This window comes from Streptomyces sp. BE20, assembly GCF_036322525.1.
Taxonomy (GTDB): Bacteria; Actinomycetota; Actinomycetes; order Streptomycetales; family Streptomycetaceae; genus Kitasatospora.
In genome coordinates this window covers 1-326 of record NZ_JAQYWW010001146.1, presented here as the reverse complement: position 1 = coordinate 326, position 326 = coordinate 1, and the positions used below count along the sequence as shown (strand labels likewise).

General features: G+C 70.9%; 1 pseudogene. It reads left to right on the top strand.

The window, feature by feature from the left end:
- Positions 1-43: 43 nt before the first annotated feature.
- A pseudogene (locus PUR61_RS36560) lies at positions 44-326 on the top strand (hypothetical protein); the annotation flags it as partial.

Below are 326 nucleotides of genomic sequence, written 5' to 3'. Positions count from 1 at the left end.
TGACACCTACCGGAGGTCACCTGAGCCCAGCACAATCGCCCGTATGACGATTACCACGGGCGCCGCGCCGCCGCCCACGCAGAACAGGTCTGTCATGCTCGCTCGGGGGGTCTTCACGGGCGGTGTGACGGGGGTGTTCCTGGCGGGCGTCGTTGTCGGGATCGTCCTGGGGAGTGTGCCGCTGAGCGTCGGGGGAGCGTTCCTGCTCGCGGTCTACGTCCTGATCCGCTACCTCGCCGGCATGCCGAGGCGGGCCGGGGAAGCGGCGGTCCCGCCGTGCCTGGCCCTCGCGACGATCGAGAGCCGGGAGGCCGTCGTAGGCGAGG